Raw genomic sequence first — 19,205 nt, 5'->3', positions numbered from 1 at the left:
CGTCATGCTGCTCTCCGTGGGCACCGTCGTCATTCTTTTCTCCTGGTGCATCTGGAAGGTGCTGACCACGCCGCAGGAGACGGAGAAAATCCACGGCACCGAGTTCGAGACGCCGGACATCGAATCGGACAAGTGAGTCGCCCTGCTTTTGTTCACACGCACGAGTGTTTCCGGGAGCGTGTGTCCTTGAATGCCTGTGATTGACGAGCCGTGCCGCCGCTTTCCGGGGGGCTGCCATACAACAGAATCGTGTCGCAAAGCTCCGGCCGCATCCGTTACTAGGACACTAAAAACCATTTCGAAGCCACGACTCTGTTCACTCAAATTGGCGTGTAGACAGAGTGAAGATCAGTGTCGAGATTTCTTCATGGCCTCTCTTCCAGTGTTTTCAGTCAATCCAGGCACATGGCTTCTCCTGGGGGGGGCGGATGCTGAACGAGAGGCGAGGGCCGAATGGCTAGGCCGGGATCATCCACGGTTTCCGGGGGCGCTGGTGTTGTATTTTCGGACGGCCGCCAAGCTACTCCGTTTGTCACGCGATGACCTCACTCTGCTGCCGTGGGTGTTTGCTCAGACGGTTGTCGGATTGGAGAAAGTGCTGCGGATTCACTACCAGGCTGGAAAGGGGCAACGCCTGGGGCAGTTGCTTCAGAAAGCCATCAAAGACGAACTTTTCGCGGACAGCGATTTTGAATGCATCTGGCCGTTGCCCGAGGAGTTTCTCAAACGGTTCGAGGATGCTCCAAAATCCTATGCCGCCAGGCTGGCCGTGCTGATTCCATCAATTCGAAACGATCTCCTCCACGGTGACTGCCACGGGTACTGTTTTGACGACCTGCTCCCGCTCATCATCCATACACGTGAGATCGTCGATGCCATCGTGCCACACTTGCCGAAGTCGATGATGGAAACCATGTCCGCATGAGTCCATACATTCCCAATCTCATCGCCGTCCTGTTCATTCTCGGCTATGCGCTCGTGTCGGTCTGGATCTTCCGCCGCAAACGAGCACGCCGACAAACCATGTCACCGGAGGAGTTTGTGCTGTTGCGCCGGCCGGGAGAAACCCAGCAGCGCGAAATTGACCGGGTCTCGGAAGAGCTGGCCAACATGATCATGTTTTGGGCCCCGCTTTCCTTGACCATGATCTCTGTTCCCTTTTGGATTCGGGACTTGTTTCCGAGGACGAACCTGCTGGCACTGCTCGTCTGCTGCCTCGTTCTGTTCATCATCTCCATCTATGTCGTCGTGACAAAAACGGCGGCGCTGCTCGAAGAGCGTGCCAACCGCCGGTTGGGCTATCGAGGTGAACGCCATGTTGCCGAGCAGCTCCAGCCGCTCATCGCAAAAGGCTGGGCCGTTTTCCACGATGTCCCCAAAGTACAGGAGAAATATCAGGAAAACATCGATCATGTCATCATTGCTCCGTACGGCGTCGTGGTGGTCGAAACGAAGACCTATAGCAAGCCACGAAAAGAGACGGGGAAGAAGGATCTGGTGACATTCGACGGCGACAAACTCATCTGGCCTTTCTTCGCCGATGACCGAAAGCCGCTGGAGCAGGTGAAACGCTGCGCGAACTGGCTGCAAACCTGGATTCGTCAGCACTGTGGTGTGGGTCCCCCCGTGTTTCAAATGATAGCGATTCCTGGCTGGCACGTGAATGCAGGTCAGCACTACAAACCTCGGGTGACCTCCGGCCGTGCGGTCGTCGGAGCATTGGAGGGAATGATGGTAGGTCAAAAGGAGATTCTCTCGAAGCAAGACATCCAACGCATCGCTGAAAAGCTTGATGAACTGTGCCGTGACGTGAGGGACTGAACCGCCCGCCTGACCTATGGCAAGCTTCCTTGCAACGGATTGCCAGATGGCGCCCCCTGAGAACTGAATCCCAAGCCCATTTCGCCGCCTGCTGCAATGCCGCCCACGAGACTGGCTCGTAATGTCAGCGGCGATGAACTGGCGCGTGGTCGGCTAACAAACCATCCGCCAGACTGGCAGCCAAACGGCTGACGAATACGTAGGAGAACGGGGCACCTTATGACGCTCCCACGTTATATTCCGACAGCGTCAGCCGCTCCTCAATTGCGCACATCCGCGATGTATTCCCGCACAGCCCGCTCCGTTTCGCCGGCCACATCGGCTCTTGCTTTCGCAAATGGCGGGCGGAACCAGGGAAAGCTGCCCAGCAGGTCGGGCGTGACCAGCACCTGTCCGTCGGTGGCGGCCCCGGCACCGATGCCGATGGTGCTGGCCTTCACCAGGGAGGTGATCTGAGTCGCCACGTCCGGCACGATGCTTTCCAGGACCATCGCCACGGCTCCAGCCTCGTCCACGGCACGTGCATCAGCGATGAGGTGATCGATCTGCTCGCTGGTCTTGCCTTTCTTTTTGTAGCCGCCCTCTTCCTTCACGCTTTGCGGCAGCATGCCGATGTGGCCGACGAAGGGGATGCCCGCATCGATGATCGCGCGAATCTGCGGCAGCATCGCGACGCCGCCTTCGAGCTTCACGGCGGACGCGCCGCAGGCCATGAGGCGCTTCGAGTTGAAAACGGCCTCCTCCGGAGTGCGGTAGCTCTGAAACGGCAGGTCCGCGATGACGGGAGCCCGTTTCACACCACGGCAGACGGACGCGGTGTGGATGAGCATCATCTCCATCGTCACGCCCGTGGTGTCAGGCAGCCCGTGCACCACCATGCCCACCGAGTCGCCCACGAGGATCAAATCAATGCCCGCGTCGTCCAGCATGCGACCGGTGGGATAGTCGTAGGCGGTCAAAACGGCGATCTTGGGGCCGTTGATCTTGCGTGAGGGGAGCTCGGAAAGGCGGGTCAGCATCGCGGGGCCGGATGCATCGCCGTCGATGATGTGAAATTCAAGCGAACCGAGAGGTCAGGGCGTTGGACGCAGGCTGTTCCGGGCATGAAATGGTTGCGGCAAGAGGCGGGCAGCGGCAGCTTGCGGGCCGAAATCCGGCGGCGGTCGTTTCTCCGGTTTCGACTGTCATCTCCAATGCGCCACGTCCCAGACGATTTCAGACACCTGCCCACTGTCGATGACGACGCCGTGGAATCTGTTGGCTCTCCGCCGCCAGAGGAACTTGAATCCTCGCCAGAGCCGCAGCCGGAGGACTGGCATGCGGCCGAGACCCCGCTGGACGCCCCTCCTGATGCGGAGCCTGCCACCGAGACGGTGGAGGCAGTCCCGGAGCCAGGCGTCGAACCTGTGGAGGCCGCCGAGGCACCCGTGACGCCCGCGACTGCCCGCGTTCCCATCCGCAAACGCGGTGTCATTGAGACGTCGCCGCCACCGGCAGCCGAAAATGAACTGATCAGCCGCCCTCGCGAGGTGGTGCCGCGGCCGGCGACACCCCAAGAACCTGCAAAGCTGACCATCGCGCCGCCAGTGCCGCTGAGCACGGCTTCGACTGAGTTTGAATCGCTGAGAGGCGACATCGTCCCCGCTCCTGCATCGGCCTCGGTGCAGGCTTCAACCGAGTCTGAAAAGGTGTCGTCTCCGCAGCACGAGGAAGCCGATGATTCGGACGCGAAACATGACAAGGACGAGCCGGGGCCCGTTTTCAAACCGCCCGGCAGCGTCAAGCCGGAAGGCTCCGCAGAGGGAGAAGCCACGCCTCAAGACAGCTTGAAAGAGCGCTGGGAGAAGTGGGGCGGACGCTCCCTGCTGCTGAGCGTGGGCATCCATGTGGCCTTGCTGATCCTCGGGGCGGTCATTGTGGTGCATCAGACCATGGAACCGGATGTGGATTTCCTGCCTGGTGGCTCCGTGCAGGGCCAGCAGGCTGCCGAAAAGCTGCAGCACACCATCCAGCAGAAGAAAAACCCGTGGCTCAAGCAGTCGATGCCGATCCGCAAGCTGGCGGTGGAGAGCGCCATCTCACAGGTCGTGCTGCCGACCGATGTGCCGGACATGCTGGACCTGCCGCAGACGAACAAGATGGGTGGTGGAACGCTCAGCAACGGCGGATTCGGGCTGGCGGGCGCCGGGGCCGGCTTTGGCAAGGGACTCGGCATCGGCGGCGCGAACGGCATGGTCTTCGGGCCGTTGTTTGGGCTCAACATCCGCGCCAAAAAGCTCGCGGTGGTGCTGGATGTCTCTTCGTCGATGGCCCCGCATCTCGGACGCGTCGTCGGCGAGGTGGACAAGGTCGCGAAAGGCAGTGTCGTCGTGCTTTATTTTGGCTGCGGGCTGGAGGCACCTCCGAAGGAGAGATTGTCCGGCACGGGCATCTATCGCACCTCGACAGTCGAGTTTGAAAAGTTCTGGCGCATGGGTGGGGCCACCCAGGCGGACGCTGCCAAGTTCAAAATCGACCCGACGGTGCCCATATCCATGGAATCCATCTTCCGCTTGCTGTCGAAGCGCCCGCAAACCTACTTCGTCCACAATGTGGGCCTCGGTTACACCTGGCTGGCTCTGCTGAGTGAGGAGGTGCGCAACGCCGACGGCCTCTACTGGTTCTCCGATTTCCAGGACACCGTTGAGTTCAAGCAGGCCTCCGTGGTGCTGGACAACCTCAAGCGTCGCAAACAGCGGCTCTACATCCATTCCTACGGGAAGGGACAGTATTTTGAGTTCGTCAAAAACCAGCTCGTGGTACCGACGCAGGGCGACTCTTACATCGAAGAGTAGCCGTGGTTTGCCACGCCAAACCTCGGCACGAATCGGACTCGTCAGCGCACCGGGATGAACCGCACGATGTTGCGGTGATAGACCTCGCACTCCTTCTTGTGCATCCAGATGCTGAACCAGAACAGCATCGCACCCAGGATCACGACGGCCAGCAGCAGCGGTCGGCCCTTGGGATGCCGCGTGGTGGCCAGGGCGGCCAGGCTAAGCAGCGCCTGCACGTAGTAGGGCCAGGACCAGTCCTTCCGCCGTTGGGTTTGCTCTTGAATGAGTGGCGCGTACTCGGGTGAACGGGTGGCAAGAATCCGCGGCGTGGCCTTGTCACGCAGGTCGATGTAGGGCCACACGCTCGCGCAGGACACGCAGATGATCGCCAGCGCCAGCATGCGGCTTTTCAGCTCGCCGAACACGAACGAGACGATCACAAACGTCAGCCCGATGCCCAGGCCGTAGAGCGGCAGCGGCTCCAGCAGCAGATGCAGATACTCCGGATCACGGACGTTCTGCCAGAGACTGAGGAGTTCCTGCCACATATCGAAGAGTTACGGATGCTGAATGACGATTGAGAAGGGCGCAAGGAAGGTGTTTCGCGTCTTCAAATTAAGCTTGGCTTTCTGCGTGGCGGCCTACGGTCCTTCCAGCATGTCTTCTTCGGAAACGGTGGTTCTCCGCATCACTCATGGCTCCTGGCGCAGACAGGTGGTCGCTGCGTGTGTCGCCGGGACGCTGGCGATTGTCTTGTGGGCGTGGCTGCTGGCGGTGAACCATGAATCTTCTGAGCAAGGCACAGGTTCCGCACCTCTTTCGGCACTGGAATACATCTTCAATGGGGAGGAACGAGCCAGGGAGGCCGCGGCTCTCTCAAACGTCTCGTCAGCCTGTTATGACACGGAAGATGTGGTGCTGATCATCGCGGTGTCGCTCGCGGCGGCTGCTGTGTTTCTGCTGACCCGCATCGACACGAACATCGAACCAGCGAGCCGCTGCTTGTTGCGCCAATGGACTTGGTTGGGCGTGCCGCTTTACATGCGCAAACACTCGCTGACTGAGTTCCGGCAGGTTCAAATCCAGCGACGGAAGGATGCCGATGGCTGGTTCTCGTGGTTAGTCGTGATGGTGCAGAACTCGGGGAAACAAGTTCACCTGCAGTGGTTTGATGACGATCAAGACACCTGTCCGCAACGAGTTCGCAGGCTTGCCGATGAAGTCGCAAGTGTGATCGGCCTCCCGGTGGTGGAAACATTGGCTGACAATCCGAGCGACCTCGTCGCACTGTGGCGCAACAGCCGGAAAAGGTGATCTCAAAACAGCTCAGCCTGCCCTGTGAGCGGCGGAACGAGTCCCAGCTTCCGATAAGCCGCAGGCATGGCGACGCGGCCGCGTGGGGTGCGTTTGAGGTAGCCTTGCATCACGAGGTAGGGCTCATGTACGTCTTCGAGCGTGCTGGCATCCTCACCGACAGCGACCGCGACGGAATTGAGGCCGACGGGGCCGCCGTCGAACTTGCCGATGATCGCTTCGAGGATGCGCTTGTCCATTTCATCGAGCCCGGTCTCGTCGATGTCACGCATGGTGAGCGCCTGATGGGCGACTTCCTCCGTCACGACGTTCTGCGCCTTCACCTGCGCGTAGTCACGAACCCAGCGCAGCAGGTGATTCGCGATGCGTGGCGTGCCGCGTGAACGACGGGCGATCTCATGCGCTCCGGCCTCCCCCATCGCCACGTTCATGAGACGGGCGGAGCGCATCAGGATGTGCTGCAATTCCTCGCTCGTGTAGTAGTCCAGCCGGTTCGGAATGCCGAAACGGGAGCGCATCGGCGCGGTGAGCATGCCGGCGCGTGTGGTGGCCCCCACCAGCGTGAAGGGCGGCAGATCGAGACGGATCGTGCGGGCCTTCGGACCCTGATCGATGATGATGTCGAGCCGGAAGTCCTCGATGGCCGGATACAGGTATTCTTCGACGCTCGGATGCAGCCGATGGATCTCGTCGATGAAGAGGATGTCCCGCTCCTGGAGATTGGTCAGAATGCCCGCCAGATCGCCTGCGCGTTCGATCTGCGGGCCGCTGGTCGTGTGCAGCTTCGTGCCGACGGCATTCGCGATCAGATTGGCGAGCGTGGTTTTGCCCAAACCGGGCGGGCCGCAGAGCAGGACGTGGTCCAGCGACTCGCCGCGCATCTTCGCGGCCTCGACCATGACCAGGAGCTGCTCCTTCACCTTGGTCTGGCCGTGAAACTCCGAAAAATCCGCCGGACGGAGGGCGAGATCGAAGGGAGAGTCGGGATCGTTGAGCGCGGGATTCACTGCCGCTCATATGAGCGTGCGAACAGCGATGCGCAAGGCGCGGGACGCCTCACTCGCGGCGGATCGCCTCAGTCAGCCGGCCTTTGACGGCAGTCGAAACGGCGATGACACACACTAGCAGGCCGAAGATGAACACCGCCGCGATCAGTTTGCCAAGAAATGCCACCGGCAGGCCACCACCACTGCCAATCAACTGCGGGATCACCGCCAGCGCGGCGGTGACCACGCCCAGGATCATGCCAAGCAGCAGCAACACGCTGTGTTCGCCCAAAATCATCCAGCGCAGAGCTCCCGGCTGGAAACCGAGTGCCTGCATGAGGCCGAGCTCGCCCCGGCGCTCCAGCACGTGACGGGCGATCAAGACACCGATGCCCGCCGTGCCAAGCAGCACGCCCAGACCACCCAGCACGGTGAAAATGCCGATGTAGGTGTTCTGCACACTGAGGAAGAGTTCCAGACGCTGTTTGGCCGGTTCGAGCGCCAGACCGCGTTGTTCGAGCTGACGCGTCAAATGCGCGGCGATCTCGTCGCGCTGGTCCGGTTTGGCATCGATCAGGAAGAAGCGATAGCCCGCCGCATCAGGATATTTGGCGAGGAAAGCCGCCTCGCTGATGATCATTTTGCCCTGAAGCACCGAACCCGCCAGCAGGCCGACGATTTTGACCTGGAAGGTGTTCCCGTTGGCATCCTGGTAGTCGATCGTGTCGCCCACGCCTTTGCCCAGGCCCCACATGGCCGTCGCTTGATCAGCAATCGCCGGAACAGCCTGTGGAGCAAGCGTCCCGCTTGCCGCTTCCTGCAACCGGGACGGTTGCACCACTTCCTCCCACGATCCCGAGGCGAACGTGAACGATCCGGCGAGTTTCGCGGGATCAACGCCGACCAGCAGCGGCTTCTGCGCACGATTCAGGTTCAAACAGCTCGCATCATCGCCTTCGCGGACGCGGAACGGCACCACACGAGCCTGAGGCATGAGTTTTTCATCAAGACCGAAGGCTTCCCAACCGGCTTTCGCGTTCAAGTCTTCGTAAACGGGCAGGGAAGACTCGCCGACCAGGGCAAAGCCGCCGGTGCCGCTGCTGCGCTGTGTTTCATCGCCAGCGCTCATGCGGAACGCATTCACCGCCACGACGAGGAAGATGCCGCCCGCCATCATGCCGATGACCGCAAGGCTGCGTGAGGGACGACGCGAGACATTGCGCGAACCGATCTGCCACAGCGAGCGCGCCAGGCTGCCGCTGTCGTGCAACATGCGGCCTTTCAGCCAGAGCAGACCTGCGATCATGAGCAGCATGCCCGAGCCGAAGAACATGCCGGCCACGGCTTCTGGATTCTTCACGAAAAAGCCGCTGCCGAGCAGCACAAGGGCGAGCACGGCCAGAATCGGCATCGCCTTCGATCGTTTTGCCTGGGCGGCTGGAGTGGCACTTTCCTGCCAGGAGCCTGCCAGCAGGTCTCGCGTGGCGATTTTGAAGAGTTTGCGGCTGGCCCAGAACAAGGTGAGCAAAACAACGACCAGTGTGGCCAGCGCGGCATTGAAGATGGTGCCAAAACTGGCGCTGAACACGAGCGGCAGGCCCTGCGTGGCGCCATGCCACACGTTGGAGAGGCCATGCAGGGCCGTTTGAGTGTAAGCGATGCCTCCGAGCACTCCGAGAATGATCCCTGCCAGGGCGATGACGCCAGCCTCCATCAGCCAGACGCGGCGCACCATGCCACGCGTCCATCCCAGGGCCATCAGCAGGCCGATCTGCGAAGCCCGGCGTTCCAAAGTGAACAAAAACAGCAGCGCCGCGAACACGAGCGCCGCAGCGATGAGGAACATGCTCAAGCCGATGAACAAGCCGCCAAAGTCCACGCTGCCCTTCGCCGCGGCACCGGCCTCGCCTTTGAAATCTCGCGGCACGAGTCCGATGTCGGACAAATTCAGTCGCAGGGCGAGCACGTTGGCCTTCGCCTCCTCGGTCTGGCCTTCATCCGGCAGTCGCACGGCAGTGAGCTTGCCAAAGCGGTTCGCCCACAATTTTTGCCCTGCTGCGAGAGTGATGAAGCCTTTCGGCGTGCCTTTGAACTCATCCCAGTAGTCCTCGTCCTTGTCACGAATGGCCTTCATGTCCATCGGGATGCCGGGTTCCCAATCGCGGCAGTTGTCCACGTCGGAAACGCCGGGGAAGTCGGGCGTCCACGCCTTTGTGACCATGGGATGATCCATGGGCAGGATCGCCCCCACTTTGAATTTTGCTTCCTGCTGCTTCAAATCGCGTCCGAGGCCGACCACGAAGTATTTGATCGTGATTTCATCGCCGATGGCGAGTTTCTGGTCGTCCGCGAGCCACTGCGTGATCGTGATCTCGTCATCCTTGCCTTCCCCCACGGCAGTGATCATTGAATACGGCGTCCCGCCTTTCGCGGAGGTGATGCCATTGACCAGGTAGGTCAGCACGCCGCGTGCTCCTTTGAATTCGAAGAGCTTCGTGGCCAGGCTGTCGTCGAGAAACACACGGCTGGTGCTGATCTCCCATTCCTTCGTCTCACCGGCCACTCGTTTGAGCTGCAGGGCGAAATCCGCCAGCGTGCGGTAGTTTTCAAACAGGGCACGGAGCACGTTGAACTCCGGGTGCAGCAACGCATTCACGCGTCCGTCCATCTCCAACTGGTTTTGCAGGTCGGAAAGATTCACAAACACCGCGTCCGGCGGGATCTGCGAGGCGATGAGCTGGAAGGTGCCAAAATCCTCCGCGCTGATGATGGCGGACACTTTGCGGCGCAGGGAGATGTCCTCGTTCGTGCTGCCGGAAAGCGGTGCATCCCGCGAAATGGCGCTGGGGCGCTCCAGACGCACGAGCACGGTGTCGCCCACCTTCGCGCCGAGCTTGCGGGCGAGTGATTCATTGATGGCGACGGACGAGTTGTCGAAGGTGAAGACCTTGCTGCTGGTGCTGAGCTTCCAGAAGGCCTCGTCCACGCCGAGCACCTGCGTGCCGTTCACCCGCGTCTTGCCACTCGCCGCGCTGGCGGAGCCTGTGGCCAGAATGAGCGGCGCGGCCTTGGTCTTGCGGGCCAGATTTTCCGTGAACCAGCGATCGCCACCGAGCACACCGCCTTCCACCTTGCCCAGACGCAGCTCCGCGACGCGGCGGAGGCTGGCACGCACGGAATCGCCGACGAGCATCGAGCCGGTCAGGATCGTGCCGGCGAGAAAGGTGCCGAAAAGCAGGCCCAGATGGCCACGCCAGTAGTGGCGGGCTGATTGCAGGACGTAATCCTTCAGCTTCATGACAGGACGCCTTCGTGAATCGTCATCACCCGGTTCATGCGCTCCGCCTGCGCCCGGTGGTGCGTGACCATGACGAGCGTGACGCCGCTGCTTTGCTGCAGTTTGAGCAGCAGGTCGGTCAAGGTGGCCGCATTCGCCTCATCAAGGGCGCCAGTTGGTTCATCGGCGAGGATGACGCGCGGCTGATTGATAAGCGCACGCACAAAGGCCACGCGTTGCCGTTCGCCGCCGGAAAGCTGCGCTGGTTTCCAGCTCATGCGGTCCTTCAGGCCGACTTGCTCGAGCAGCGACTGCGCACGCTCCTGCGCATCGGCAGGAGGCGATTTGAGGGCAAGCGTGGGCAGCAGGACATTCTCCAGCACGGAGCACTGTGGCATGAGGTGATGAAGCTGGAAGATGAAGCCGATCTTCTGGCTGCGGATCGCCGCGAGCTGCTTCGGCGTGCATTGCGTGAGATCCTGCTCATCGAAAACGAAGCTGCCCTCGTCCGGCGAGTCGAGCGTGCCGAGGATGTTCAGCAGCGTGCTCTTCCCGCAGCCGGACGGGCCGACGATGGCCACGGATTCTCCTGCCGAGATGCCGAGCGTGATGCCGCGCAGCACGGGCACGCGTGCGCCGCTGCCGGGGTCGAGGTAGGACTTTGTGACTTTGGTGAGCTGGATGAGGGACATGGGGTGGAAATGACGAATGACGAAATCAGAATGACGAATGGCGCGGGTGCGTCACTCCGCCGCCGCAAGCCGCCAGCGTCGTGCTTTGAACTCGTGACGCGGCAGGCTGTCTGGCTCGACGAGCTTGACGGTGATACGCAGCGAAAAGGTGTCCCGGAGCTTCGATTCGAGCCTTTTCAGGGCGGACTTGGCGATGTTGCCATCCATTTCGACCAGCAGCTCGATTTCATCCATCGCATCGACCTTGCGCTGCTCGACCATGTATTCGGAGATCTCCGGAAACTGACGCACGACGGCGTCGATGGCGCTGGGGTAGATGTTCACGCCGCGGATCACGACCATGTCGTCCACGCGGCTTAGAATGCCGCCGTCGAGGATGAGGCGGCCGCGGTGGAGCTTCTTTTTCACCCAGTCGCCCGTGCGGTAGCGGAGCAGGGGACAGGCGGTGCGGTCGAGCGTGGTCAGAATGAGCTCGCCGCATTCGCCATCGGGCACTTCCTGGCCCGTTTTCGGATCGACCACCTCGGCGAGGTAGGCGTCCTCCATCACGATGAGCTGACGCGGCATGTCCTCCGCCTCGTAACTCACGGGGCCGACCTCGGTCATGCCGTGATGATCGAAAACGCGTGCATCCCAGAGTTTTTCGAGACGCTCACGCACCTCCGGCACGCTGCCGCCGGTCTCGCCTGCGACGATGATCTTGTTGATGCGCAGCCCCATTCGTTCGACACCGGATGCTTCACCGATGAGTTCACCGAGACGGAGCGCATACGTGGGTGTGCAGCACAAAACCGTCGCGCCATAACGTGCCATGGCCTCCAAACGCGCCTGGCTGGAGAGTCCACCCGTCGGGATCACGAGGTAGTCCTTTGCCGCCGCTTCATAAGCCGTCCAGAAACCGAGAAACGGGCCGAACGAGAAGGCGAAGAAGATGCGGTCACGGCCTTTCACCAGTCCGGCGGCGTCAAACACACGCTGCCAGCATTTCAGCATCGCATCCCAGCTCTCCGGCGTGTCCACCCAGGCCATCGGCTCGCCCGTGCTGGTGCCGCTGGTCTGGCAGAAGCGGGTGTATTGATGGATTGCACGGGTCAACATCGTGCCAAAGGGCGGATGCGCCGCCCGGTCGGCCTGAATGTCCGCCTTCACTGTGAAAGGCACCTGCGCGATGAAGTCCTCGATACGGTTCATGCGGCTGACCTTTAGCTCCCACTCGCGGATCTTCTTGCCGTAGAAGCTGTCCGTCGTGGCCAGATTGAGCACGATGGAGCGGAGTTTGCGCCACTGGTTGGAGCGCAAACGCACGCGGTCGATCAATGGAGGCCCATCTGACACCCGGCTAGACATGGCGAGGCACGTTACCGGGTCAAGCAACGCGCTCGCAACGGGTGATTTGTGGCGGCAGGTGCCGCGCAGCCGGAAACCGCTCAGTTTCGAGTGACGCGCAGGCGCTGCGACAGCACATGCTCCTTGCTGGGATGCACCGCGACGACATCCGGCGCGGCATTGGCGGCCTCGATGCAGACGAAATACGGATACGCGTCGTCCGGTAGATCGGAGAGGCGCTTCGATTTCTCGATCCACGGATTCCACACGATCGTGGCCCGGCTGCCGGATTTTTCGACGACGATGGTCCGGCCGCCGGCCTTGTCGAGCAGACGCACGGTTTCCTTGGATTCGTAGTTCCGGTCCACCTCACGGTCGAAATAAACAGGTCCGCTTTGCTCGATGCGCTCCGGTGAGAGGCGGCTCTCGACATAAAACGCGTCGTCCAGGCCGATCACGGCGGTTTGGGTGACGTCTGTGACACAGAAGTAGGTGTGCAGCGCTCCCGTCATCGACCACGCTTCCGTGCCGGTGTTCTTGATGTGCAGCGCCATGCTGAGCTGCGCGCCCATTTTTACTTCAAACATCAGCTCGAACGCATGCGGCCAGAAGGCGCGAGAAGCGTCGCTGTCGCGCAGATGGAGTTGCAGGGTCACTCCCGCGAGGTTTTCCGTCACTTCGCCAACTTCCCACATGAGGTTGCGGACAAATCCATGCGCAGGCTTGTCGCTTTCCGTCGGATGCGGGCCAAACCAGGGCCAGCAGACTGGAACGCCGCCACGGATCGCCTTGCCCGGCTCCAGCAGGGCCTGCGGACTCATGTAAAGCACTGGCGTTTCACCGGCGGGTGTCCATTCCATCACATGCGCCCCGTTCAGGGCGATCCGTCCGCTTGCCGCAGCGTGTTGGATCACGAGAATCGGGTAGCCGGCGGGTTCTTCGATGAGAGTGACGGAGGAAGGCAGGTTCATGCGGTCGGATTCATATCCTGAACCCCGCTGGCAGCAACTCCGCCATCGTCATCGACACCGGTTTTCCATCCCGTAGGAACCACACGACCGTTTCCGGCGTCGCAAATTCCGCGATCACCTGCCGGCAGGCCCCGCAAGGCGGAAACTCATGCCCCAGCGCGATCACCGCCAGCGTGGCGATTTTCATGTCCGGCCCTTCCTCGGCCACGGCGTGGAAGATCGTGTTCCGCTCCGCGCAGATCGTCAGCCCGTAGCTCGCATTCTCCACATTGCAGCCGGTGAAAAGCCCGCCGCCTTGTGTTTCCAACGCGCAACCCACCTGAAACTTCGAGTAAGGCGCGTACGCCTTCCCGGCGGCAGTTCGGGCTTTAACAAACAGGTCAGCGGCGTTCATGCGGAAGCCATACCCGCGTCCTTTCCGAAGGCAATCTTCACCTTCCCCTCACCCCGGCCCTCTCCCCGAAGATGATCTGGGAGCAATGTTGTCTTGGGCGGGGAGAGGGGGAGCGCTTCCGAGCCTTCCAAAGCAAATCCCCTCTCCCCGCGAGAGATTATCCTCAACTGGCATCGCTTGATGCGGGGAGAGGCTGGGTGAGGGGCGCAGCTTTCCGGCGGGTGCGTTCCCAGATCACGCTCAAAACGCTGTCAGTGTCTCCGAGCATCGCTTGATTGGTGAACCGCAGCGTCTCAATGCCTTTGGATCGCAGAAAGGCGGTTCTTTTTTCATCACGCACGCGTCCTTCAGCGCTGTTGTGCTGGCCGCCATCCAGTTCAATCGCCAGATTCAATTCCGCGCAGTAAAAATCGAGAACATAAGGTTCCACAGGATGCTGGCGGCGGAACTTCCGACGATTCACCCGACGATCTCGAAGACAGGACCACAGCAGAGCCTCGGCATCCGTGGCGTCACGTCGCAGCTTGCGTGCGAACTCGATGAGTTCGAGGCGTTCGCCGGTGATTTCGTGACGAATTTCCTCCAGGCGTGTGGGCATGATGTCAGATCATGGCTTGTCAGCCGCTTTCGGTTCCTCCTTCATCAAACCGGCACGAATGAGCTGCGCCTTCGCCTTGTCGGCGTTCATCCCACCCACAGGCAGGTCGAAGCCAAGCGTGTCGCCGTTCGGTTTGAAACCGTTTCCGTCGGCATCGACGTAGATCGGGTTGTTGTACGCGCAGGGGCGCATTTTCGCGTAGTCGCTGGTGCCAAAGCCGATTTTTTCATCCCCATCCTCGTCAATGGCGACGACGATCAGGTGGGCGTCGTGCTGGAGCGGGATGTGGATCTTCTCGTCGAATTTCACGACGCCGTCCTTGAACATCTTCGGATGCGTGGTGCGGGTGAAGTTGAGCTTCGGATCAGGACGTGAGTTCACCAGCACCTGCACGCGGTCGATGTCCATCCAGTCGGTGCATTGCACGCGGACTTTGAGGTCGATGCCGCCGGTCGCGCGATCGTCATCTCCGGCGATTTTGCCGTTTTGCGTGGTGACTTCGAGGAAGGGACCGGTGCTGAGCACGATGTGCCCGGCTTTCGCATGTGGAGAGAGTTCCGCCCAGTCGATCTTTGCTGGTTCGTCGGTACTGGACGGCAGGTAGCAGCGCCAGCAGCCGACGCCGTTGCCATAAACCGAATGAGCGTCCGCAACGCCGACGGCGGTGACGCGCAGACCTTGATTCAAGAGCTGACGCCAGAGGAATTCACGAACCTGGGAGACTTTCATCGCCAATGAACCCGCCGGGCGGCTCAGGCTGAAGGGCGATTCGGCGAGGATGTTCGTGCCCGGGCCGTTTTCGCTCTCGGAGCCGTCGATCATGTCGCCCACGCCGACGAAGCCGCCGTCGCGCACGCCATCGCTGTCGCGATCAACAAACATGTTGGCGAGATCGGGGTGATTGAACTGGATCCAGCGGTCGGCACGCTCGCCCTGCCAGCGGCGCAGCGTGAGGGCGGTGATGCGTGGGTCGTCATTCCATACGGGAGCGCCGCCGTCCTGTTTGAGCGGCTCCGGCTCGAAGGGGAAGGCATTGAAGTGCTGGCGGCTGCCGGTCAATTCCATGCCCTTGACCGTTTTGATGTGATTCTCAAGGTCGAGTGCCTTGATCGTCGGTTCCCAGTCGAAAAGACGGTTGTGCTCCGTGGTCGGTGCGAATTCGAGATGCTCGACGGCGATGTTGATGAGACGTCCGTCGGTGTCGCACACGTTGTCACCGCTCGGTGTGCTGTGATTGTGGAAGTCGGCGCTGATCCAGCCCTTCGTGTCCACGAGGCGCTTCAGCGTGCCTTTGAAATCAACGGTGTTTCCGGCTTCAAGCGTGATGTCCTTGGCGATGTGGCCGTATTCCGGCCCACGCACGACGACGACGCGATATTTGCCCGGCGGAAGCTGCTGGGTGAAGTGCCCGTTCTCGCTGTGATATTGATCCACACAGCCATGAGCCCGCCATTTCGGACCGAGGTTGAGTTTTTCGGCCTTTTCATCGAGCGGCGCGAAGTGGGCCTTGCAGGGCAGCGGCTTGCCGTCCTCGCCCGTGATGGCAAAGCGGATGGCGGAGGCGTTCTGCATCGTGAGCTTCGGCGCGGTGGTGCTCCCTTCGCCGACGGTGAGGCTGATTTTGGCATCTGGGCGGCCCAAGTCGGTGACCACGAGTTCCACCGCCCCTGTGGGCAGTTTCAGGCTGAACTTGCCATCCGCATCGGGATAGGCAGTGATCGTCTTTTTGCCATCGGGAACGAGGATCGAGGCCGTGGCGACACCTTTGCCGTCCGCACTGACGATTTGTCCCGTCACGGTGCCAACTTTCACGCCTTTGACCGAGCGGAGTTCACCCACCGCCTGCGCTGGCGAGTTGCCGACGGCGAAGAAGCGTGCGATCACCACTTCCTGCTTCGGCTTCAGCTCAATCGTGTCTTCCAGCTTATCAATGCCGGTGACGCTAAGCGTCGTGAGGGCATAGCCGCATTTGTGCGCGGGATTGATCGCGTCGGCCCAGCGGATGCCGTCGCCGGTGGTGCCGGTGCTGTCGAAGCGGGTGAAATCATCCTTGGTGAAGGTCTTCTGCGGCTTGTCGGATTCGTTGCGCAGCACGGTGGTGATGAAGAGGCCCTGCACGCCGTCTTTGACGCGATATTCGTGGCGTTTGAAGACACCGCCGTTCTTTGCCGCCGTGGTCACCGATTCCACCGCGGCGCTGCCTTCCTCCTTCACATTCGCAATCTTCACGTAGCTGACGTGTCCATGACCGCAGGGGCTGTAAATGACGAGTTGATCGTTGTCCGCACCGCGCAGGGTCAGATCATACAGCGCACCGGGGGTCACGCCGTCCTCGCCGTAGAACGTGCTCATGTTCGCACGGCGGTTCGGTGCGTTTTGAGAGATGAGCGCCTCCACCTTGTCGCTGCGCAGCACGAAGTCGCCGCGGATGCCATCGGCCTCCTTGCCCTTCGGCAGCTCGGTTTCGCGGCCGAGCGCGGCTTCAAAGACTTCAGCGGCAGGCATGGAAGCCGCGACCAGGAGGGAGGACAGGAGGATCGATTTCATGGCGGGAGGGAAGGGGAGCCTTACCAAACGGGCACGGGAGAGGCATCTTGTGATGGCGCACAACTTTGTTAATCTCAGCCGCATGACTTCTGCCGCCCGGCGTCTTGAATGGCTCGATCTCTTCCGTGGACTCGCGGTGCTGGGCATGGTGTGGACGCATGCGGCCAACACATTTCTCGATTCCAGGCTGCAGGAAACGTCCTGGTATCGCGAGATGAGCTACTACCACGGTCTCATCGCGCCCGCGTTCTTCTGGATCGCCGGATTTGTGCGTGCACACGTCACGGCGGGCAAAACGAAGCCCGCATGGCCCGCCATGAAGAGGCTGCTCATGGTGCTGCTCATCGGCTACCTGATGCACGTGCCGTGGCAGACGCTTTTCGATGCGAAATCGTGGCGGGCCGCCTGCACGGTGAACGTGCTGCATTGCCTGGCCATCAGCGGCATGCTCATGCTGTTGGCGGAACGGTTCGGGCGCTGGCGTGATGTGATCGCCGCAGTGCTGCTCGTGTTCTTTGTGGGCTTGCAAACCTCGGCTGAAAGCTGGCGCACGGGCGTCTTGTTCATCGACCAGTATTTCAATCGCAACCAGGGCTCGTTCTTCGCCTTGTTTCCGTGGGTGGGCTTTGGGCTGGCGGGCTTTTTGACGCGAAGGCTCTGGAATGGCGGCACGAATGGCCGGGCTGTATTGGTTTGGGTGCTGGGTGCGCTGCTGGCCTTTGTTCAGCCGAATTCTCCGTGGCCCGGTGGAGCACCGGAGTTCTTCCTCGAACGTCTCGGCTGGGTGATGATGGCTGCGGTGCTGGTAGCTGGCGTTGGGAATCGAATCTCGCAAGTGACTGGCTGGTTGCGCCTCGCGGGCCGGGAATCGCTGCTGCTTTACGTGGTTCATCTCATGCTGATTCATGCCGTCCCGATGCCTCGGCAGCCCTTGCAGCATCTCATCGGCATGACGCAGCCCGTTTGGAGTGTCGTCTTGATCTTCGCCGCCTTGTTTCCTGCGACGCTGGCTTTCGGATGGCTGAATGAGCGGCGCAAAGCTCGCTGAACGAGCGTCTGGCAAGAGCAGCGGCTGTTGAGCCGTAGTCTGCGACGCTCATGATCCGCCGACTTCTCCCATTGCTCCTCGCCACTTCGCTCGCTGCGGAGGAAAAACGTGTGCCCACGGCCCAGGCGATGGGTTTGCTGAAAACGCAGTGCATGGGCTGCCACAATGCGGAGAGGAAAAAGGGCGATCTCTCGCTCGAAACGCGTGAATCGGCCCTCGAAGCGATCCAATCGGGCAAAATCATCTCCTCGCTCACGGCGACGGGAGACGAGCACATGCCGCCGAAGAAGCAGTTGCCGGAAAAACAGATCAATTTGCTCAAAGCGTGGGTTCAGGGCGGTGCGGCGTGGGATGTGGCGGCGCTGAAGAAATTCGGCGAGCTGACTCCGGCGGACAAATTGGCCGCTTTGCCGCCCGGACATGCTCCAGCGACGACTTTGGCGCTCAGCGCCGATGGAAAATGGCTCGCAGCAGGCAGCGGCAATCGTGTCGTCGTGCGGGATGCGAAAACGAAGGACCTGCCGGTCATCGCGACGCTGGAAGGGCACAAGGATGTCATTCAATCGCTCGCGTGGAACGGCGATGGCACGCGATTGGCCGCGGGAGGCTATCGCAGCGTGCTGGTGTGGAATTCAGCGGATTGGAAACTCGCGAACACGCTCGCCGCGCCGCTCGAAGGCCGCGTGACGGGCCTGACCTTCCTCGCCGACAAAACGACGCTGATCCTCGCGGACGGCCCGACAGGCGTGAAGGGCGTTTTGCATCGCTGGAAGCTCGGCGAGCCGAAACCGGCGCAAACCGTCGAGGCACATGCGGACAACATTTTGAGCCTCACGCTGAGCAAAGACGGCAAACAGATCGCCACCGGCGGCGCGGACAACCTCGCGAAGGTTTGGGACGCGGCCACGCTGAAGGAAATCGCGAAGATCGAAGGCCACGTCGGCCACATCACGTCGCTCGCTTTCAATCACGACGGCAAATGGCTCGCCACCGGCAGCGCGGACAAGGAACTCAAAGTTTGGGACATCGCCACGAAGGAGATGCTGATGCTCCTCGGCGACAAATCCGCGCCCGTGAACGCCTTGATGTGGTCCGCTGATTCCAGTGCGCTCACTTACCTCACCGATAGCGGGAACGTCTTCAACATCACCGAACTCAAAAGCCACGACGGCGTCCGCCTCGCCTTCACCAGCGGCAAATCGAAGAAGCTTACGACGCTCGAAGGTGTGCCGTATGCGGCAGTGGAAAGTGGAACAGGTTTGCAACCTGTTCAGTCCCAACCCGGACAGGTTAAAAACCTGTCCCACTCTCTCATCTTCGCCGCACTCGACAGCGGCAAAGTCGTGCAACTCGATGAGAAGGCGAACGTCACCAAGCTGGAAAGTGGAACAGGTTTGCAACCTGTTCAGTCCCAA

General features: G+C 61.2%; 17 protein-coding genes. 7 read left to right on the top strand and 10 right to left on the bottom strand.

Features of this window, described 5'->3' with window-relative positions; translation table 11 throughout:
- Positions 1 to 4: 4 nt before the first annotated feature.
- The 3 genes from IAE77_RS06180 (at position 5) to IAE77_RS06170 (ending at position 1,821) form a co-directional block, all read left to right on the top strand.
- Entirely contained in the window at positions 5 to 136 is a 132-nt protein-coding gene (locus tag IAE77_RS06180; protein WP_294223370.1) for a hypothetical protein, read from the top strand.
- Between the two features lie 426 nt (positions 137 to 562).
- On the top strand, positions 563 to 925 hold the full coding sequence (locus IAE77_RS06175) for a hypothetical protein (RefSeq protein ID WP_294223367.1): 363 nt from the start codon (positions 563 to 565) through the stop codon (positions 923 to 925).
- Complete coding sequence (locus IAE77_RS06170) at positions 922 to 1,821, top strand: NERD domain-containing protein (RefSeq protein ID WP_294223364.1); 900 nt, start codon at positions 922 to 924, stop codon at positions 1,819 to 1,821. The genes IAE77_RS06175 and IAE77_RS06170 overlap by 4 nt, the downstream gene beginning before the upstream one ends.
- A 260-nt stretch (positions 1,822 to 2,081) precedes the next feature.
- On the opposite strand, the gene panB is transcribed toward IAE77_RS06170, so the two are convergent.
- On the bottom strand, positions 2,082 to 2,840 hold the full coding sequence (panB, locus tag IAE77_RS06165) for a 3-methyl-2-oxobutanoate hydroxymethyltransferase (RefSeq protein WP_294223361.1): 759 nt from the start codon (positions 2,838 to 2,840) through the stop codon (positions 2,082 to 2,084).
- A gap of 174 nt (positions 2,841 to 3,014) precedes the next feature.
- On the opposite strand from panB, the gene IAE77_RS06160 reads away from it, so the two are divergent.
- Positions 3,015 to 4,655 carry a hypothetical protein gene (locus IAE77_RS06160; protein WP_294223358.1) on the top strand — a complete coding sequence of 547 codons (1,641 nt, stop codon included), beginning with the start codon at positions 3,015 to 3,017 and terminating at the stop codon, positions 4,653 to 4,655.
- Between the two features lie 41 nt (positions 4,656 to 4,696).
- Here IAE77_RS06160 and IAE77_RS06155 read toward each other — a convergent pair whose 3' ends face one another.
- Positions 4,697 to 5,185, bottom strand: coding sequence for a hypothetical protein (locus IAE77_RS06155; RefSeq protein ID WP_294223356.1), 489 nt, complete (start codon positions 5,183 to 5,185; stop codon positions 4,697 to 4,699).
- A gap of 22 nt (positions 5,186 to 5,207) precedes the next feature.
- Between IAE77_RS06155 and IAE77_RS06150 the strand changes: the two genes are divergently transcribed.
- The gene (locus IAE77_RS06150) at positions 5,208 to 5,951 is read left to right on the top strand and encodes a hypothetical protein (protein ID WP_294223353.1); all 744 of its coding nucleotides are present in this window, start codon (positions 5,208 to 5,210) and stop codon (positions 5,949 to 5,951) included.
- Positions 5,952 to 5,953: 2 nt separating this feature from the next.
- On the opposite strand, the gene ruvB is transcribed toward IAE77_RS06150, so the two are convergent.
- From ruvB to IAE77_RS06110, 8 genes are all read right to left on the bottom strand, one after another.
- Entirely contained in the window at positions 5,954 to 6,958 is a 1,005-nt protein-coding gene (gene ruvB / locus IAE77_RS06145; RefSeq protein ID WP_294223351.1) for a Holliday junction branch migration DNA helicase RuvB, read from the bottom strand.
- Positions 6,959 to 7,007: 49 nt separating this feature from the next.
- Positions 7,008 to 10,235, bottom strand: a complete 3,228-nt coding sequence (locus tag IAE77_RS06140) for an FtsX-like permease family protein (RefSeq protein ID WP_294223349.1) — start codon at positions 10,233 to 10,235, stop codon at positions 7,008 to 7,010.
- The gene (locus IAE77_RS06135) at positions 10,232 to 10,906 is read right to left on the bottom strand and encodes an ABC transporter ATP-binding protein (protein WP_294223346.1); all 675 of its coding nucleotides are present in this window, start codon (positions 10,904 to 10,906) and stop codon (positions 10,232 to 10,234) included. Before IAE77_RS06135 ends, IAE77_RS06140 begins: the two co-directional genes overlap by 4 nt.
- 51 nt (positions 10,907 to 10,957) lie before the next feature.
- Entirely contained in the window at positions 10,958 to 12,211 is a 1,254-nt protein-coding gene (locus IAE77_RS06130) for an AMP-binding protein (protein ID WP_294223343.1), read from the bottom strand.
- Positions 12,212 to 12,333: 122 nt separating this feature from the next.
- On the bottom strand, positions 12,334 to 13,203 hold the full coding sequence (locus IAE77_RS06125; RefSeq protein ID WP_294223340.1) for a D-hexose-6-phosphate mutarotase: 870 nt from the start codon (positions 13,201 to 13,203) through the stop codon (positions 12,334 to 12,336).
- 10 nt (positions 13,204 to 13,213) lie between these two features.
- On the bottom strand, positions 13,214 to 13,597 hold the full coding sequence (gene cdd, locus IAE77_RS06120; RefSeq protein WP_294223337.1) for a cytidine deaminase: 384 nt from the start codon (positions 13,595 to 13,597) through the stop codon (positions 13,214 to 13,216).
- Between the two features lie 163 nt (positions 13,598 to 13,760).
- Positions 13,761 to 14,195: an endonuclease domain-containing protein gene (locus IAE77_RS06115; RefSeq protein ID WP_294223334.1), complete on the bottom strand. Its 435-nt coding sequence runs from the start codon at positions 14,193 to 14,195 to the stop codon at positions 13,761 to 13,763.
- A 9-nt stretch (positions 14,196 to 14,204) separates the two neighbouring features.
- Positions 14,205 to 16,742 carry a CehA/McbA family metallohydrolase gene (locus IAE77_RS06110; RefSeq protein WP_294223331.1) on the bottom strand — a complete coding sequence of 846 codons (2,538 nt, stop codon included), beginning with the start codon at positions 16,740 to 16,742 and terminating at the stop codon, positions 14,205 to 14,207.
- Between the two features lie 82 nt (positions 16,743 to 16,824).
- Between IAE77_RS06110 and IAE77_RS06105 the strand changes: the two genes are divergently transcribed.
- Both IAE77_RS06105 and IAE77_RS06100 read left to right on the top strand, forming a co-directional pair.
- Positions 16,825 to 17,790, top strand: a complete 966-nt coding sequence (locus tag IAE77_RS06105; RefSeq protein WP_294223328.1) for a heparan-alpha-glucosaminide N-acetyltransferase domain-containing protein — start codon at positions 16,825 to 16,827, stop codon at positions 17,788 to 17,790.
- 50 nt (positions 17,791 to 17,840) lie between these two features.
- Positions 17,841 to 19,205: c-type cytochrome domain-containing protein (locus tag IAE77_RS06100; RefSeq protein WP_294223326.1), on the top strand; the 1,365-nt coding region annotated here is incomplete at its 3' end.

This window comes from Prosthecobacter sp. (genome assembly GCF_014879935.1).
GTDB lineage: Bacteria > Verrucomicrobiota > Verrucomicrobiia > Verrucomicrobiales > Verrucomicrobiaceae > Prosthecobacter.
This window is presented reverse-complemented; position numbering and strand designations above follow the sequence as displayed.

Bases quoted from the DNA above. Each gene is read 5' to 3' on its own strand.
- cdd (WP_294223337.1), bottom strand. From the start codon at position 13,597: ATGAACGCCGCTGACCTGTTTGTTAAAGCCCGAACTGCCGCCGGGAAG.
- IAE77_RS06155 (WP_294223356.1), bottom strand. From the start codon at position 5,185: ATGTGGCAGGAACTCCTCAGTCTCTGGCAGAACGTCCGTGATCCGGAG.
- IAE77_RS06110 (WP_294223331.1), bottom strand. From the start codon at position 16,742: ATGAAATCGATCCTCCTGTCCTCCCTCCTGGTCGCGGCTTCCATGCCT.
- IAE77_RS06150 (WP_294223353.1), top strand. From the start codon at position 5,208: ATGACGATTGAGAAGGGCGCAAGGAAGGTGTTTCGCGTCTTCAAATTA.
- panB (WP_294223361.1), bottom strand. From the start codon at position 2,840: ATGCTGACCCGCCTTTCCGAGCTCCCCTCACGCAAGATCAACGGCCCC.
- IAE77_RS06180 (WP_294223370.1), top strand. From the start codon at position 5: ATGCTGCTCTCCGTGGGCACCGTCGTCATTCTTTTCTCCTGGTGCATC.
- IAE77_RS06140 (WP_294223349.1), bottom strand. From the start codon at position 10,235: ATGAAGCTGAAGGATTACGTCCTGCAATCAGCCCGCCACTACTGGCGT.
- IAE77_RS06170 (WP_294223364.1), top strand. From the start codon at position 922: ATGAGTCCATACATTCCCAATCTCATCGCCGTCCTGTTCATTCTCGGC.
- IAE77_RS06125 (WP_294223340.1), bottom strand. From the start codon at position 13,203: ATGAACCTGCCTTCCTCCGTCACTCTCATCGAAGAACCCGCCGGCTAC.
- IAE77_RS06115 (WP_294223334.1), bottom strand. From the start codon at position 14,195: ATGCCCACACGCCTGGAGGAAATTCGTCACGAAATCACCGGCGAACGC.
- IAE77_RS06160 (WP_294223358.1), top strand. From the start codon at position 3,015: ATGCGCCACGTCCCAGACGATTTCAGACACCTGCCCACTGTCGATGAC.
- IAE77_RS06105 (WP_294223328.1), top strand. From the start codon at position 16,825: ATGACTTCTGCCGCCCGGCGTCTTGAATGGCTCGATCTCTTCCGTGGA.
- IAE77_RS06135 (WP_294223346.1), bottom strand. From the start codon at position 10,906: ATGTCCCTCATCCAGCTCACCAAAGTCACAAAGTCCTACCTCGACCCC.